Raw genomic sequence first — 15,816 nt, 5'->3', positions numbered from 1 at the left:
GCCGAACACCATGAGGACCATATGAACACCATCACCGTCATCACCGCGGTCCACGCCCCGGGCGCCGAGCATCTGCCGGACGCCTACAAGTCGTTGCGCGAACAGGAGCTGCCGGACGGCTGGGACTGGCAGTGGGTCATCCAGGAAGACGGCGAGACCGACGCCGTACGCCCCTACGTCCCCGACGACGCCCGCGTCAGCTTCGGCCAGGGCCGGGCCGGGCGGGCCGCGATGGCCCGCACGATGGGGCTCTCCCGCGCCGAGGGCGAGTACGTCAAGGTGCTGGACGCCGATGACATGCTCACCCCCGGCGCCCTCGCCCGCGACCTCCGCGCGCTCACCGACCACCCCGATCTCGGCTGGGCCACCTGCCGCGCCCTGGACCTGCTGCCCGACGGTTCCACCGTCGGCTTCGCGGGCGATCCGCCGCAGGGGCCCATCGCGCGCGGCGCCCTCCTCGAATTCTGGCGGGCGAACGACTACCGCGCCCAGGTCCACCCCGTCACCCTCTTCGTCCGCCGGGACCTGCTCCTCGCCCTCGGCGGCTGGATGGCCCTGCCCGCGTCCGAGGACACCGGCCTCCTCATGGCCCTCAACGCGGTCAGCCGCGGCTGGTTCACCGCCGAGACCGGCCTGCTCTACCGCAAGTGGCCCGGCCAGGTCACCAGCCAGTCCGCCCACACCGACGAGGCCGAGCGCGCGGCCCGCTTCGCGGTGGTCGAGGCCCGGGCCCGGGTCCTGGCCGCCATGGACGGCTGGCGCTACGAGGCGCGCTAGGCCGGGCGGCGGCACCGATGAGTTTGTGCGGCGCCCCCGGTCTGAGAGGTGGAAGAGCTCACCGACCCAGGAAGAGCTCACCGACCGCTTCCCCGGAGGGGCATCATGAGGAAGATCACCGCCAGTCTGTTCATCTCGCTCGACGGGGTCGTGGAAGCGCCCGATCAGTGGCACTTCCCCTATTTCAACGACGAGATGGGCGCCGCCGTCGACGCGTCCTTCGCCACGGCCGACACCCTCCTCCTGGGCCGCAAGACCTACGACAGCTTCGCCGGAGCGTGGCCGGACCGTGAGGCGGAGGGCGGCGAGGACGCCGGTTTCGCCAAGAAGCTCGGCGACGCCCGCAAGATCGTCGCCTCCCGCCAGGACCTCACGTTCACCTGGCGGAACTCCGAACTGCTCAAGGGAGAGCTGGCCGACGCCGTCACCGCGCTGAAGCGCGAACCGGGCGGGGACATCGCCCTGAGCGGCTCGGTCTCCGTCGTCCGGCAGCTCCTGGCGCACGGCCTGCTGGACGAGTTGCACCTGCTGGTGCACCCGATCGCCGTCCGCAAGGGCATGCGGCTGTTCGACGAGGCCGACACCACGGTCCCGCTGAGACTGCTCTCCTCCGCGACCTTCCGCACCGGTGTGCTGCACCTGGTCTACGCCCTGGCCGAGCCGACGGGTGAGGCGACCTACGACGACGCCAAGGTCCACCTGCCCCGCGACGACCAGTAGCGCTGCCGAGTCCCTTATGAAGCGGGCGGCTGTTCCTGCGGTTGTTGCGGCTGAGGCTGCTGCGGTTGGGGTTGCTGCGGTTGGGGTTGCTGCGGTTGGGGCTGTTCGGGCTGAGGCTGCTGCGATTGCTCGGGCTGGCCCGGCGGCTGCTGCGACGGCTGGTCGGATGGGGGCTGCGGGGTCGTCTCCTCGGGCGGCGGTGTCGTGCCTTCGGGCGGTGTGGTGCCCTCCGGTGGTGTCGTGCCTTCAGGAGGAGTCGTGGTGCCCTCGGGTGGTGTGGTGGTGTCCTCAGGCGATGTTGTAGTGCTCTCGGGTGGTGTGGTGGTCCCCCCGGGAGGTGTCGTGGTGCTCCCAGACGGCTTCTTGGCCACATCCGGTGGCGCCGGTATGCCGGTCGGGGCGTTGCCCACCCCGGACATCGCACATCGAGAAGGATATTGATCCGGCCTCAAGAGAATGAATACCGTCTTGTCGCCGCCCTCCAATGGCTGCTGCACCAATCCCTTTCTCTCCGCATTGACAACAATGATGTTCTTGATGACTGTGGGGGACCTATTGACCACGGTAACCGAGTTCGATGAGAAGCTGGACCATGTTGGTCCGCTGAACGTCGCCTGGGCGCCCTGCGGCGGCGCAGTTACTTTCACGGGGTTGCCGCAGTTGCACTTCGCGACAGGGGCTCCACGCTTATCGATGAAGACTGCGGTCCCGGCCTGGAGGACCAGACCGTCCCACGTCACCTCACCACTGCGAAATCCGTAGGACGTCACATACGTGTCTGAACGCAGAGTGACGCTCGACAGTTGACCGACGTAGTTCGGTATGTCGGCCGATCGAATGCCCTGAATCTGACTCCAGGCTGCCGCCTTCCTCGGATCGGCCTGCAGTTCAGCGGTCAGCGCCTGCCCATCGCAAGGGGCTTGACCTGGGGTCCCGGCGTACAGCCCAGGCGTGTTGCTTTGGAAGGTACGGCCCCCACTGGAGGGAGACGCTACGTTTCTCTGATCAGTGCCCACAGGTCGCGTGAACGCCGGAACGGAATTTGTCCCGACCGGCTCCCGGCGATATTCAACGGCCTCCGCTTTCTGGGAGGTGTAGATGATCGCGAATACCGCTACCACCACAATGATGACAATGAGTCCGATGATCAGCAGTGCGCGACGCGAGGTGAGGCGCCATGAGTTCGAGCTCATATCTCATCCTTCCCTCACCTCCACTCTGCTCGCGCTGTGCGCGCCCTGGTTCCCCCGAGGGGAAGGGATTCTTCCCCTACTTATGGGTGATTTCGGCACCCCCTGTCGAAGGGGCGCTTCGCCGTCAGAGGCGCTAGTGCAGCGTCTCCGCGTCCACCCGCGAGAAGACCAGGTCGCTTTCCTCGGCGACCGGGCCCCGCCAGCGCCTCGGCACCTCCGGCGGGCGCCGGAGGGCGTCCGGGTAGGTGCCCGCCGCGTAGTCGTTGGTCAGGCGGTAGACGTGGAAGCCGTGGCTCTTCAGCGCTGTCAGCAGCTCGTCGACGGAGTCGCCGAGGTCGGCCATGCGCTGGGGGGTGACCTCGACGGTCAGTTCGGCGTCGGGGCGCAGCTTGTCCAGCAGGGGGAGGAGGCCGCGGACGACGCCGCCTTCCGCGCCCTCCACGTCGATCTTGATCACCCTGGCCCGGGCGATCTCCTCCTCGGTGAGGAGGCGGGGCAGGGGCTGGGCCGCGATCTCGAAGGTGGACTCGGCCGGGCCGTCGTAGGGGACGACGCTGTTCGCGCCCATGTTGCGGGAGCTGGCGAGGATGAACGTCAGCAGCTCGTCGCGGTCGGAGACGGCCGCGTTGATCGCGCGGATGTTGGCGCATGCGTTGCGCCGTGCGTGCCGCAGGAGGATGCGGTGGAAGGTCGGCGAGGCTTCGATCGCCACCACCGTGCCGCCTGCCCCGACGAGGCGGGAGGCCAGGATGCTGTAGTAGCCGATGTTGGCCCCGACGTCCACGAAGACGTCCCCGGGCTTCAGGCGGCGCTGGAGCCACCGCGTCATATGCGGTTCCCAGACGCCGAAGAGGTACAGGTAGCGCTGGATGAGGTCCTGTGTGTCGACGGCGAAGGTGGCGCCGAAGCGCGTACGGGCCAGGCGGTGCAGGGGGCGGTCCCGCAGGGCGGCGTTGAGGTGGTTCTCGACCAGGGCCCGCTTTCCGGCGCTCCAGGGCGCATGGCGGACGTACTCGCGGCCGAGGTCCAGAGCGGCCTGGTCGAGCCTGCGGCTCACGGGGCCTCCAGGGGGGGAGGGTCGTTCGTTCTCGTTCGTTGCGCCGGCACCGTTGCGCCGGTGGCGTTGAGTCTCCCCCTGACGTGCTTCCCCCTGACATGGAAGCGCCCGACCGCTGGCGACGGGGGATGCACCAGCGGTCGGGCTGTACCTAAGAGTAACGCGGCTCCTCGCGTGTGGGAGCCGACTCCTCCCTCCGATGAGGAGTTGTGACCGCGATCACGCAACGTTCTCGCAACGTCGTTACCGACCGCAGGGAGGCTCGTACGACAGCCGCGGCAGATACTCGTCCCATTTCTCCGGTGTCAGCACGCCCCGGGTCATCGAGCAGATACGGCGATCCGCCTCGTCCACGTCCAGGCTCCACAGCCGGACCGTGTCGGCGCCGCTGGACACCCCGAGCATCCGGTTCCCGCGGCTGAACGACAGGAAATTGCCGGTCTTGGCGTTGGGGCTCAGCGACTGGCCGATGGACGTGGCCTTGGACGGGACGGTGACGTCCCACAGGCGGGCCGTGTTGTCGTTGCCGCCGCTCGCCAGGGTGCTGCCGTCCCGGCTGAACGACAGCGACACGATCGCGTCGGTGTGGCCGGTGAGGGGGGAGCGCAGCCGGGTGGCCCGGCCGGGGGCGGTGACGTTCCAGAGCCGGACCGTGTTGTCGTCGCTGCCGCTGGCCAGCGTGCGGCCGTCCGGGCTGTAGGCGAGCGCGTTGACGGGGCCGAGATGTCCCGTGACGCGCGGGCCTCGTCGGACCGCGTGACGCGGGTCGGTCACGTTCCACAGCCGGATGGTGTTGTCCGCGCTGCCGCTGGCCAGCGTCCGGCCGTCCGGGCTGAAGACGAGGGAGTTGATATAGCCCTTGTGGCCGGTGAGCGGCGCGCCGAGCCGGCGGACCCGGGACAGGTCGCTGACGTTCCACAACTGGATGGTGTCGTCGTTGTACGCGGTCGCCATGACGCGCCCGTCCGGGCTGAAGGCCAGCGCGCCCGCGAACCGGGTCCGCAGGGGGACGGGCGGCCGGTAGGCGACGGGGTGGGCCGGGTCGGTGACGTTCCACAGCCGCACCTCGCGGTCGCCGGTCATCATCGCGAGGGTGTGGCCGTCGGGGGAGAAGGTCAGTTCACGGATCGAGCCCTCGCCGGGGCTGAACGGCTTGCCCAGTGGCACCGGCCGGGTGGGCTTCTCCACGTTCCACAGCCGGACCTTCTCGTCCCGCCCGGCCGTGGCGAGCACCTGTCCGTCCGGGCGGAACGCTCCGCTGCGGCCGACCATGTCCGACGTCGGCAGCGACCACAGGCGGACCGTGTTGTCGCCGGTCCCGGTGGCGAGGGTGCGGCCGTCGGGGCTGAAGCCCAGGGCGTACATCTCGCCGCTGCTGCCCGCGAGCGGCTCGCCGACCTGCGAGGGGTACTCCGGATCGCTGACGTTCCACAGGCTCGCCGTGCTGTCCTGGCTGGCGGCGGCGAGCATGGATCCGTCCGGGCTGAAGGACACCGACCAGATGGGGCCGGTGTGGCCGGTGAGCGGCGAGCCCAGTGGCTCCGCGCGACGCGGATCGCCGACCTTCCACAGCCGGACGGTGTTGTCCGCGCTGCCGCTGGCCAGCGTCCGGCCGTCCGGGCTGAAGGCCACCGAGTGCACCAGGTCCTTATGGCCGGTCAGCACCGTCTCGATCCGCTTCGGACGGCGCGGATCGGCCATGTTCCACAGCCTGATCGTGCCGTTGTCGCCACCGGCCGCCAGGGTGCGGCCGTCGGGGCTGAACGCCACGGAGCGTACGGCGGCGGTGTGGCCGGTCAGCGCGCCGAGCGGCTTCGGCCGGCCGGGGCGGCTCATGTCCCAGAGGCGAACGACGCGACCTTCCGTGGCCGTGGCCAGCGTGCGTCCGTCCGGGCTGAAGGCGAGCAGATAGATCGTGCCGTCGTGGCGGGACAGGGGCGCGCCGAGCGGGCGCGGGTGGCGGGGGTTCCGCACGTCCCACAGCCGGACCGTGCCGTCGTCGCCGGCACTGGCCAGGGTGCGGCCGTCCGGGCTGAAGACCGCGCTGCTCACCCAGCTCGTATGGCCGGTGAGGGGTTTGCCGAGCGGTTTGGGGCGGGTCCGGTCGCTCACGTCCCACAGCCGTACGGTCCGGTCGTAGCTGGCGGTGGCCAGCAGCCGCCCGTTCGGGCTGAACGTGGTGAGGTAGACGGCGCCGGTGTGGCCGTGGAGCGGGGTGGCCAGCGGCGCGTTCACCACCGAGAGCAGCCGGTTCTTCGTGGCCTCGTCGTCCGGTCGCAACCGGTGTGCCACCAGGGCGAGTTGGGCGGAGAGCGACGGATCCGTGTACTGGAAGCGATCGGCTTCGGTGACCACCTGCTCGAACACCGCGTCGTCCCGCTGCTGCCAGGCGACCACCGCCGTACCGGCGGCCAGGACCGCCAGGACGACCAGAGCCGACACCGCACCCCGGCTGAGCCACACCGTGCGCCGGCGCAGCCGGACGGACGCGGCCAGGAACTCCACCGCGCTGCGGGTCAGATAGGTGCCGCCGGCGGTCTTCGCCCAGGTGTGGGCCTGCTCCAGGCGGGAGCCCCGGTAGAGAAGGGACGCGTCGCGGTTCGAGCCCTCCCAGGCCCGGCCGTCCTCCTCCAGCCGCTGGCGCACCAGATGGTCGTTCCGGTCCTCGTCGATCCAGTCGCGCAGCCGTGGCCAGGCGTGGAGCAGCGCCTCATGGGTGATCTCCACGGTCTCCGCGTCGAGCGTCACCAGGCGGGCGCGGACCAGCGCTTCGAGCGATTCCTCCGTCTTGCCCGGATCCGTCGACTCCTTCGCGAGCTGGTGCCGCGTCCCCCGCCTGCGGGTGGCCTGGGTGTCCTCGCCCAGCCGGACCAGCCGCAGCAGAAGCAGTCGCGCGGCCGTGCGTGCCTCGGTGTCGAGGTCGGACCAGGCGCGCTCGGCGGTGGCCGCCACCGCGCCCTGGATGCCGCCCGCCGCGCGGTAGCCGGCCAGCGTCAGCCGTCCCGCCTTGCGCCGCTGCCAGGTGGCGAGCAGGGCGTGGGACAGGAGCGGCAGCACGCCCGCGTCATGCGTGCCCCGAGGGCTGTCGGCGCTCACTTCACGGACGATCAGCTCGGCCATCCCCGGTTCGAGTTCCAGCCCCACGGCCTTGGCCGGGCCGGTCACCGCCTCGCGCAGCTCGGCGGTGGTCAGCGGGCCGAGCACCATGTGCCGGTGCTGCAGCGCGTCGGCCAGTTCGGGATAGGCCAGGCACAGCTCGTAGAAGTCGGCGCGAATGCCGAGGACGACGAGCACGGGGGGCGGCTCGCCGGGGCCGTCGGGTGTGCAGACGGCGTGGAGGAGCTGGATGAACGCGCGGCGGTCCGCCTCGTCGGAGCCGAGGGTGAACGCCTCCTCGAACTGATCCACGATCACCACCGGACGGGCGGCGGCGGACGTCTCGTGTTCCGCCCAGGCCGTGACGGCCTCGCGCACCGCGCGCGCGAACCCGGGAGTGCCGGGCTCCCGGGACTCGGTGCCGGGCTCCCTGGCCTCCGGGTCGGCGGCCGAGGCGGGGACGACGTCCGCGAGTTCGGGGATCCGGCGGGCCAGCTCGGCGAGCGGATCGGCGCCCGGCACGAGCTGCAGCACCCGCCGCTCGCGCAACGCGGGCACCAGCCCGGCGTTCAGCAGGGAGGACTTCCCCGCCCCGGAGGCGCCCACGAGCACGACCAGACCGCCCGTCTCCTCCGCCGCGCAGAGCTGGGTGACGAGGGCGTCCGTGCTCCGCTCGCGGCCGAAAAACCACCGGGCGTCCTGCTGACGGTACGAGGCCAGCCCGCGATACGGGCAGACGCCACCGGAGACGGCCGGGGTTTCGGCCGGGGGCCGTTCCTCTTCTTCCGCGGACGCATCGGGGCGCTCGCCGACCGGATCGGCCACCGCCCGCTCCCACAGCCGCTGCCAGTGGGCCATGTCGTACAGGCCCTTGGACACCGGCACGGGCCGCGCGCGGCGGGCGTCGGGTATCAGGACGAGCAGGACGGCCGCGAGGGCGATGAACTGGGCGGGTACGTTCTTGGCCCGTCGCCAGTCGCTGATCCGCTGGGCGGAGACCCGTACGGGACGCCCTCGCTCGTCGGCCCGCTGGAGTCGGACGACCGCCTCGGACACGCTCTTGAGAGGAGGGTTGCCGGCCTCCCGGTACAGCAGCGCGAGGCGTTCCGCGAAGGCTGTGCGTGCCCCCGAGTCGGAACTCAAGGTCTCCACTCCTTACTTCCCCCGCGCTCTGAACATCCGGACCGGAAAACTCACTTTATACGGCTGACCAGCGGTGAAGCCGGTAATGCGATACCGGAACCTCCTCGGTGAGGGGCACAACTGGCAGGATCATGGCGCAGTAGCGCACCCCACCACGAGCCGCCCAGCAAGGCCATCAGCTCAGCGCACGGAGAGACAACCCATGACACCGCAAGTTCTCGGTCAGCTTTCGTCGACGTCATACGTTTCGCCGGAGCCACGAGACGGCGGTCGCGGGCCCGTCGTATGAGCTCGGGAGATCCGTGGAGCCGGCCTTGTCCGGACGGCCGTCGCATCGACCACGGATCGGGCCTCCGCACCTGATCCGCGCCGGCACGGCGCGGATCGCCGCCGCCCCATGGTTCGGCACCGGTCCCCACGAGGGGAGGGACCGGCGCCGAACCTGGGAGCGGGTCAGGTCATCGGGGCGCGGCGGGCCAGTCGCCGGGGCCGCCGCCGTTCCATTCGATCAGCTCGGGGTTGTCGAGGGTCGCGTTCTCTTCCAGCACACCCGCGCGCTGCAGGAGCCGCCGGAGCTCGTCCGCGCTCACCACCACGCCGACGTCCTGGCCGTCGATCAGCACACGACGGCGGCCGTCCAGCGGTTCGTCCACCACCACGCGGGCCGGGGCCGGGGTCTTGTCCTCCATAGCACCAGGCTCGCCGCATCCGGCGCCGCCCGCACCTCGGGCGGGGCCTGCCGACGAGGCCGAATGGCAGAGGGCCCGGCCCACGAGGCCGACGGCACAGGGCCTGGGACCGGTCATCCGGTCCCAGGCCCTCCGTCACACCGGTCGTGCGGTCGTGCGGTCGCGCCGGTCCTACGTCGTGCGGTCGTGCCCGTCAGCCGCAGCAGCCGCCGCACTGGCACGGACCGCCGGACTGGCAGCCGCAGCCGCAGCCCGATCCGCAGCCGCATGCGCCGACAGGGCTGCCGACGGGGTGGGTCGGAGGGGTTTCGGGCTTGGAGAGGTCCGCCATGCGTCGCCTCCTCGGGAGGGGTCACGTCACCTGCTCTTCATGGTGCCGACGACCCGGCGGCCGCGCGCAGGGGCGCGTCGACGGCGCTTCGATGCACGCCGTCGCGGACGCTCACGCCCCTTCGACGCCTCCCTGTGGGGACATCTCGTCGGCGTGCTCACCGGTGACCAGGTAGACCACGCGCTTGGCGACGGAGACCGCGTGGTCGGCGAACCGCTCGTAGTAACGGCCCAGCAGCGTGACGTCCACGGCGGTCTCTATGCCGTGCTTCCAGCGGTCGTCCATCAGGTGCTGGAAGAGGGCGCGGTGCAGCAGGTCCATCGCGTCGTCGTCCTGCTCGAGCTGGAGCGCCAGGTCGACGTCCTTGGTGATGATGACCTCGGCGGCCTTCGCCATCAGCCGCTGCGCGAGCTGGCCCATCTCCAGGATCGTGGCGTGCAGATCGTGCGGCACGGCCGAGTCCGGGAAGCGGAGCCGGGCCAGCTTGGCGACATGCTGCGCGAGGTCGCCGGAGCGCTCCAGATCGGCGCTCATCCGCAGGCTGGTCACCACGATCCGCAGATCCGTGGCGACCGGCTGCTGCCGGGCCAGCAGGGCTATCGCCCGTCCCTCCAGATCCCGCTGCAGATCATCGACCTTCTCATCGGCGGCGATGACGCTCTCGGCGAGCTTGAGGTCCGCGTCGAGAATGGCAGTGGTGGCACGGCCGATGGCCGAACCGACGAGCCGGGCCATGTCGACCAGGCCGTCCCCGATCGAATCAAGCTCCTCGTGGTACGCGTCCCGCATCACTGACCTCTTTCACTGACTCTCGGTGACGATCTCTGACAGGGTTTCTGGCAGATCTCCGTGGCTTTTGCCCTCGAGGGCCCCACACTTCCACGCTCCGGCCGGAACGCGTCCGCTTCCGGCATCGGGCGTTAATCACACCTAACTCCCAGGTGAACTCTCGGCAACGTGGCCCCGGCCGCCCCGTGTGACACCTGCCCGGCGAAACGTCCGGAGTGAACCGATACCGACGCCGCGGTGAACTCTCGGCAACGTATGACCAAGGGGATCGTCACGGGGCTGTGGGGTGGTCTCGCCGCCCGCATAACCTGGACGCATGAACGTGAACGCGGCGATCGCCGCAGTGGCGGCGCTCGCCGGGTTGTGCACCGGCGTCATCGCCATGCTGGCGTTCCGCTGGAGCGAGCGTGAACAGGCGAAGCCTACGCGCTCCTCACTGCATACCGACGCCGTGCTGCCGCCCGGCGTCGACACCGTCCTGTCAGTGCTGCGCTCCTCGGCCGTCGTCCTCGACGAAGCGGACGCCGTCGTCAAGGCAAGCTCGGCCGCGTACGCGCTGGGCCTGGTGCGCGGCGGCAAGCTGGCCGTGGAGCCGATGATGGCGATGGCCCGCGACACCCGGCGGGACGGCGAGATCCGCCAGATCGAGCTGGATCTGCCGCGCCGCGGCACCGGCCGGGGCGGGGACGCGCTCGCGGTGTCCGCCAGAGTGGCCCCGCTGGGCTCCCGGCTGGTCCTGCTGCTGGTGGAGGACCTCACCGAGGCCCGCCGGATCGAGGCCGTGCGACGTGACTTCGTCGCCAACGTCAGCCATGAGCTCAAGACCCCGGTCGGCGCGCTGTCCCTGCTGTCCGAGGCCGTGATGGACGCGTCCGACGACCCGGAGGCGGTCAACCGCTTCGCCGGCCGGATGCAGGTCGAGGCGACCCGGCTGACCAGCCTCGTCCAGGAGCTCATCGACCTCTCCCGGGTGCAGAACGACGACCCGCTGGAGGACGCCGAGCCGGTCCGGGTGGACGAGCTCGTCGCCGAGGCCATCGACCGGTGCCGCCACCAGGCGGGCACCAAGCAGATCACGATGGCCACGGGCGGCACCGCCGATCTGCACGTCTGGGGCAACCGTGGCCAGCTTGCCGCCGCGCTCGGCAATCTCGTCGAGAACGCGGTCAACTACAGCCCGGCCCGTACCCGCGTCGGCATCGCCGCCCGCCGCATCCCCGCCACCGGCGGGGACCTGATCGAGGTCGCCGTGACCGACCAGGGCATAGGCATCTCCGAGAAGGACCGCGAGCGGATCTTCGAGCGCTTCTACCGGGTCGATCCGGCCCGCTCGCGGCAGACCGGCGGGACCGGGCTCGGTCTCGCCATCGTCAAGCATGTGGCCGCCTCGCACGGCGGGGAGGTCACCGTGTGGAGTGCCGAAGGCCAGGGCTCCACCTTCACCCTGAGGCTCCCGGAAGCCGGTGCGGCACGGGACCGGGACCGCTCGAGGAGCCGGCCGAGCGAGTCGAGCGAGTCGTACGACACCGGAGCAGACCTCGATGGCGAGGACCACGGCCGGCCGTACGAGACCTTCACCAATGAACCACTCTCTGCCCCGGAGGTCCTTCCGTGACCCGAGTTCTGGTCGTCGAGGACGAGGAATCGTTCAGCGACGCGCTGTCGTACATGCTTCGCAAGGAGGGGTTCGAGGTCGCGATCGCGACGACGGGGCCCGAGGGCCTCGACGAGTTCGAGCGCAACGGCGCCGACCTGGTGCTGCTCGACCTGATGCTGCCGGGTCTGCCCGGTACGGAGGTCTGCCGTCAGCTGCGCGGCCGGTCCAATGTCCCGGTGATCATGGTGACCGCCAAGGACAGCGAGATCGACAAGGTGGTCGGGCTGGAGATAGGTGCCGACGACTATGTGACCAAGCCCTTCTCCTCGCGTGAGCTGGTCGCCCGGATCAGAGCCGTGCTGCGCCGCCGCGGTGAGCCGGAGGAGATCACCCCCGCCGCCCTGGAGGCCGGGCCGGTCCGGATGGACGTGGACCGCCATGTGGTCACGGTCGGCGGCGGCAAGGTGGACCTCCCGCTGAAGGAGTTCGACCTGCTGGAGATGTTGCTGCGGAACGCGGGCCGGGTGCTGACCCGGATGCAGCTGATCGACCGCGTCTGGGGCGCGGACTATGTGGGCGACACCAAGACGCTCGACGTCCACGTCAAGCGACTCCGGGCCAAGATCGAGCCGGACCCCGGAGCGCCTCGCTACCTGGTGACGGTGCGGGGTCTGGGCTACAAGTTCGAGCCGTAAACCGGACCCGGGCGCCCGGAGCCGCCGGACGGAGTCCGGCACAGCGTCCCGAAGCCCGTGAGGCCCGCCAGGGCCGAGCGGTGCGAGGGGCGCACGGGGAGGGGGCTCGAGCCGGACCCCGGGGGCGCCTCGGTACCTGGTGACGGTGCGGGGTCTGGGCTACACGTTCGAGCCGTAAGCCATAAGGCGCAAAGCCGGACCCATGCGCGAGGGCGGCCCTGGAAAGTTCCAGGGCCGCCCTCGCGCATGTCCGGGGCCGGTCTCAGGGACGGCCCGGGTGACGGTCTCAGTGAGCGTCGCCGTTCGGGTTCGGCTCACCCGTCGCGATGCCGTTCGGGGCGCCGCTGCTCTGCTCGGAGCCCGGCCGGCCGCTCGCCGTGTCGCCCGGCTTGTCGGTCGCCGTGCCGGACGGGGTGCCGCTGGGCTTGCCACTGGGCGTATCGCTCGGCTTGCCACCGGGCGTCGCCGAGCCCGTCGGCTTGGCCGTCGGCAGCTTGGACGGGCCCCAGCCCTTGAAGTAGCTCGTCGCCGGGACCACGAACGCGGTGACCGGGATATCGCCGGTCGAGCTGAGGTCGAAGACGACCCGCTCCGCGTTGCCGTCCTGGGCGGCCTCGCGCCCGTCGCTGATGACGGCGGAGGCATTGCCCTCGCCGCCGAAGGCCACCGAGCCGCCGGCCGGGACGACGACCGGGCCGCTCTTGCCCTTGGCCGGGCTGAGCTTCACCCGCGCATGGGTGCCGGGGAGGGTGATGGCCTTGACGGTCTGGTCCCCCTTGCCGTTGTTGAAGAGCCGGCCGGTGACGACGGCCGGGCCCTTCGCGTCGCGGTCCGGCTGGGTCACCAACGTGGCGTTCTGGATCTTGATATCGCCGACAGCGGTCGCGGCGTTGTCGGGCTTGACCTCCAGCGTCTGTGCGTCGTTCCCGGCTCCGCAGGCGGAGAGCGGGGCGACCGAGACCACGATGGCGGCTGCGGCGAGGGCGCCGCGTCGAAGGCTGCTGCTCACGGCGGCGGCATCTCCTAGGACGAGGTAGACGAGGTAAAGATTGGATCAGCGCGCTTAGATTACCGATCCGCCTGCTTCGGCCCGCACCCGACCCGCCCCAAGGCGCTCGGCCCCGGGTGGCGCACCCGTGCGCGCCCGGTTGCGGGGTGCGTTACGAGGTCCGTACGGCGCCGTCCTGAAGTCCCGAATATCGGCTCGGCCGTTCACACGGGAGATTATCGGTAAGGAATCCATGCATGTCCGAGAATTGATCACACACTTGATGCGCTCTGTGTGATCAAGTCTGTGATCAATTCGCGAATCGGGGCCGGACCGCTCGCTCCTGATCCGAACGGAGTAGCGGAAGTCCATCGACCGGACTCCGGCAAAACGGGACGTACGCCCACTCGTCCGGGCTTCTTCGGGTGCGTAACGGGCGGGTTTCCGGGTGCCCGGACAGCCGCTCCCACCTGCGAATACCCGGTTCCGCACGCCTCGTGCAGCACGTTCCGGCCGCACTTGTCAAGCCCCGAGATATGCCCTGACCTGCGAAAACGCCATTCAGAAGAAGGCGTTCCCGTGTTACCCTGGATAGCCACGGAAGGGGTACCTGTCACATGACGTTCAAGGTTGGCGACACCGTGGTCTATCCCCATCACGGGGCCGCGCTGATCGAGGCCATCGAAACTCGCCAGATCAAAGGCGTGGACAAGACCTACTTGGTGCTGAAGGTCGCTCAGGGTGACCTGACGGTTCGTGTGCCGGCGGACAATGCGGAGTTCGTCGGTGTGCGTGATGTGGTCGGCCAGGACGGGCTGGATCGGGTCTTCGAGGTGCTGCGTGCACCGTATGCGGAAGAACCGACGAACTGGTCCCGTCGTTACAAGGCAAATCTCGAGAAGCTCGCCTCCGGCGATGTGATCAAGGTGGCCGAGGTCGTGCGTGATCTGTGGCGCCGAGAGCGTGAGCGCGGACTCTCCGCCGGTGAGAAGCGCATGCTCGCCAAGGCCCGCCAGATCCTGGTGAGCGAGCTCGCGCTCGCCGAGAGCACCAATGAGGACAAGGCCGAGGCTCTGCTCGACGAGGTTCTCGCGTCCTGAATATCAATGCCGTGGTGCCCGAGTGACTCAGACCTCTTATTCCCGCTAAGTCGTCTGTCGCCGGGCGCTGCGGCATGCGTACGCACCGGACGCTGTGATCCCCATGCGGTGATCTCTTGGATCTCCACGCGGTGATCTCTTGCGAGCCCCCGGTCGTCGCACCCTGTGCCGGTGCGCTCAGCCACGCCACGGTGCGCGGTACAAGGTGTGCCGGGCCCGGGCAGCTGACTCGACCGGTCGTCACGGAAGGGGCCGGTCGGGCCATCGCGCCCGGCACGCTGTGGCCATACCCATCTCGGCTGAGGAAGCAAACCTGAACGCCAACTCAATGTCCGCGACCCCGGATCACGGCGGCTCCGGTGCGTCCGGCCGACCCGCCCGCACCGCCGCCGTGATCCCCGCCGCGGGCCGCGGTGTGCGGCTGGGCCCGGGCGCCCCCAAGGCGCTGCGCCCGCTGAGCGGCACGCCCATGCTCGTCCACGCCGTACGGGCGATGGCCGGATCCCGCTCCGTCTCCCTCGTCGTCGTGGTCGCCCCGCCGGACGGCGCCGACGAGGTACGGCGGCTGCTGGACGCGTATCCGCTGAGCGGCAGCCTCACCGACACCACCGAGGTGGTGGTCGTGCCCGGCGGCGAGACCCGCCAGGAGTCGGTGCGCAAGGGGCTGGCCGCCGTCCCCGAGACCGTCACCACCGTGCTGGTGCACGACGCGGCGCGGCCGCTGGTGCCCGTGGACACGGTGGACGCGGTCGCCGCCGCCGTACGGGACGGGTCGCCCGCCGTCGTCCCCGCGCTGCCGCTGACCGACACCGTCAAGCGGGTCGAGCCGCGCACCGGCGAGCGGGCCGGTGAGCCCGAGCCTGTCGTCGGCACCCCCGAGCGGGCGCTGTTGCGCGCCGTCCAGACCCCGCAGGGCTTCGACCGTGCCACGCTCGTGGCCGCCCACGAGAAGATCGCCCTGGAGGGCGAGGGCGCGACGGACGACGCGGGCATGGTGGAGCGGCTCGGCGTCGAGGTCGTGGTCGTCCCCGGCCATGAGGAGGCGTTCAAGGTGACCCGGCCGCTGGATCTGGTGCTGGCCGAGGCGGTTCTGGCCCGCAGGAGGGCGAACGATGGCTTCTGACGCGGTGGCGCTCCCCCTGGTGGGTATCGGCACGGATGTGCACGCCTTCGAGAAGGGCCGTGAGCTGTGGTGCGCGGGTCTGCTGTGGGAAGGCGATGAGTATGGAGGGTACGGACTCGCCGGGCACTCGGATGGCGATGTGGCCGCGCACGCCGCCTGTGACGCGCTGTTCTCCGCCGCCGGGCTCGGCGATCTCGGCGCCCACTTCGGCACCGACCGCCCCGAGTGGTCCGGCGCCGCGGGCACCACGCTGCTCGCCGAGGCGGCCCGGATCGTGCGGGACGCGGGCTTCGAGATCGGCAATGTGGCGATCCAGGTGATCGGCGTGCGCCCCAAGATCGGCAAGCGGCGCGAAGAAGCGACGAAGGCGCTGACGGCGGCGGTGGGCGCCCCCGTCTCGGTATCCGGTACGACCACGGACGGCCTGGGCCTGACCGGCCGCGCCGAGGGCCTCGCGGCGATCGCCACGGCGCTGGTGGTCCGGCGGTAACGGGGAGCAAAAGGGGCAGGGGCCCCGT

General features: G+C 70.5%; 13 protein-coding genes. 7 read left to right on the top strand and 6 right to left on the bottom strand.

All coding sequences use genetic code 11. The annotated features are described in order from the left end of the window. The first annotated feature begins 21 nt into the window (after positions 1 to 21). Both BLV72_RS14860 and BLV72_RS14855 read left to right on the top strand, forming a co-directional pair. Positions 22 to 777, top strand: coding sequence for a glycosyltransferase family 2 protein (locus BLV72_RS14860; protein WP_093462776.1), 756 nt, complete (start codon positions 22 to 24; stop codon positions 775 to 777). A gap of 105 nt (positions 778 to 882) precedes the next feature. Then, entirely contained in the window at positions 883 to 1,497 is a 615-nt protein-coding gene (locus BLV72_RS14855) for a dihydrofolate reductase family protein (RefSeq protein ID WP_093462775.1), read from the top strand. Between the two features lie 14 nt (positions 1,498 to 1,511). Here BLV72_RS14855 and BLV72_RS47305 read toward each other — a convergent pair whose 3' ends face one another. The 5 genes from BLV72_RS47305 to phoU form a co-directional block, all read right to left on the bottom strand. Continuing rightward, positions 1,512 to 2,690, bottom strand: coding sequence for a DUF6777 domain-containing protein (locus BLV72_RS47305; RefSeq protein ID WP_143059777.1), 1,179 nt, complete (start codon positions 2,688 to 2,690; stop codon positions 1,512 to 1,514). Between the two features lie 133 nt (positions 2,691 to 2,823). Then, on the bottom strand, positions 2,824 to 3,747 hold the full coding sequence (locus tag BLV72_RS14850) for an FkbM family methyltransferase (protein WP_093462773.1): 924 nt from the start codon (positions 3,745 to 3,747) through the stop codon (positions 2,824 to 2,826). 243 nt (positions 3,748 to 3,990) lie between these two features. Then, positions 3,991 to 7,995, bottom strand: a complete 4,005-nt coding sequence (locus BLV72_RS14845; protein WP_093462772.1) for an nSTAND1 domain-containing NTPase — start codon at positions 7,993 to 7,995, stop codon at positions 3,991 to 3,993. Positions 7,996 to 8,444: 449 nt separating this feature from the next. Then, on the bottom strand, positions 8,445 to 8,675 hold the full coding sequence (locus BLV72_RS14840; RefSeq protein ID WP_014061583.1) for a hypothetical protein: 231 nt from the start codon (positions 8,673 to 8,675) through the stop codon (positions 8,445 to 8,447). 442 nt (positions 8,676 to 9,117) lie between these two features. Next, a complete protein-coding gene (phoU, locus tag BLV72_RS14835; protein ID WP_093462770.1) occupies positions 9,118 to 9,795 on the bottom strand; it encodes a phosphate signaling complex protein PhoU in 678 nt (225 codons plus the stop codon). 316 nt (positions 9,796 to 10,111) lie between these two features. On the opposite strand from phoU, the gene phoR reads away from it, so the two are divergent. Together phoR and phoP are read left to right on the top strand one after the other, a co-directional pair. Continuing rightward, entirely contained in the window at positions 10,112 to 11,410 is a 1,299-nt protein-coding gene (gene phoR, locus BLV72_RS14830) for a two-component system sensor histidine kinase PhoR (RefSeq protein WP_093462769.1), read from the top strand. Beyond that, positions 11,407 to 12,087 (top strand): two-component system response regulator PhoP, encoded by a 681-nt coding sequence (gene phoP / locus BLV72_RS14825; RefSeq protein WP_014061580.1) that lies wholly within the window; start codon positions 11,407 to 11,409, stop codon positions 12,085 to 12,087. Before phoR ends, phoP begins: the two co-directional genes overlap by 4 nt. Before the next feature lie 286 nt (positions 12,088 to 12,373). Here the strand turns inward: phoP and BLV72_RS14820 are convergent, their stop codons facing one another. Continuing rightward, entirely contained in the window at positions 12,374 to 13,096 is a 723-nt protein-coding gene (locus BLV72_RS14820) for a DUF461 domain-containing protein (protein ID WP_093462768.1), read from the bottom strand. 596 nt (positions 13,097 to 13,692) lie between these two features. Between BLV72_RS14820 and BLV72_RS14810 the strand changes: the two genes are divergently transcribed. The 3 genes from BLV72_RS14810 to ispF all read left to right on the top strand — a co-directional run bounded on the left by BLV72_RS14810 (position 13,693) and on the right by ispF (position 15,788). After that, on the top strand, positions 13,693 to 14,175 hold the full coding sequence (locus tag BLV72_RS14810; protein WP_009716930.1) for a CarD family transcriptional regulator: 483 nt from the start codon (positions 13,693 to 13,695) through the stop codon (positions 14,173 to 14,175). A gap of 328 nt (positions 14,176 to 14,503) precedes the next feature. After that, on the top strand, positions 14,504 to 15,298 hold the full coding sequence (gene ispD, locus BLV72_RS14805) for a 2-C-methyl-D-erythritol 4-phosphate cytidylyltransferase (RefSeq protein WP_093462767.1): 795 nt from the start codon (positions 14,504 to 14,506) through the stop codon (positions 15,296 to 15,298). Further along, positions 15,288 to 15,788 carry a 2-C-methyl-D-erythritol 2,4-cyclodiphosphate synthase gene (gene ispF, locus BLV72_RS14800; RefSeq protein WP_093462766.1) on the top strand — a complete coding sequence of 167 codons (501 nt, stop codon included), beginning with the start codon at positions 15,288 to 15,290 and terminating at the stop codon, positions 15,786 to 15,788. The genes ispD and ispF overlap by 11 nt, the downstream gene beginning before the upstream one ends. Positions 15,789 to 15,816: the final 28 nt, after the last annotated feature.

Origin of the sequence: Streptomyces melanosporofaciens, from assembly GCF_900105695.1 — a bacterium.
In the GTDB taxonomy this organism is placed as follows: Bacteria; Actinomycetota; Actinomycetes; order Streptomycetales; family Streptomycetaceae; genus Streptomyces; species Streptomyces antimycoticus.
The sequence above is the reverse complement of the archived record's forward strand: the minus strand, read 5'-3'. Positions and strand labels throughout refer to the sequence as shown.